The sequence below is a fragment of the Hydrogenoanaerobacterium saccharovorans genome, from assembly GCF_016901815.1.
Taxonomy (GTDB): domain Bacteria; phylum Bacillota; class Clostridia; order Oscillospirales; family Ruminococcaceae; genus Avimicrobium; species Avimicrobium caecorum.
On the sequence record NZ_JACSNR010000038.1, the window covers coordinates 1 to 531 of the forward strand.

Below are 531 nucleotides of genomic sequence, written 5' to 3' on the forward strand. Positions count from 1 at the left end.
GGTACATCCAGCCCATGCAGCAGAAGATTGGTGACGCAGAGCATATAGGGAAACTGCTTTTTCTCAATACCGTAAATGGAATTGCTGTATGCCTCCTCATCCTCAGTGGTTTTTACCTGCTTATGCAGCTCCTTCAGCCAGCTGACAATAAAACCGCCGGTACCACAAGCAAAATCAGCCATGGTTTCCCCGATCTGTGGTTTGATAACCTGTGCCATAAAGTCAGTAACCGCTCTGGGAGTATAGAATTCACCGGCAGAACCGGCACTCTGCAGCTCTTTCAGAATAGTTTCATAGATTTCCCCAAAAGCGTGGCTTTCCTCATAATCGCTAAAATCCAATTCATCGATGACGTTGATGACCTGACGAAGCAAAACACCATCCTTCATATAGTTGTTGGCATCGGCGAAAGTAGTCTGTACAATAGCCTTTTTGATAGGGGTAGAGGCATCCACCGGCAGATTTTTCAGTGTTGGAAACAATGTGTTGTTGACGAAATCCAGCAGTTTGTCGCCTGTCAGTGCGGTACCG

General features: G+C 46.5%; 1 protein-coding gene. It reads right to left on the reverse strand.

What is annotated here, in order from left to right:
* Nucleotides 1-531: HsdM family class I SAM-dependent methyltransferase (locus tag H9X81_RS11565; protein WP_204722180.1), on the reverse strand; the 531-nt coding region annotated here is incomplete at both ends.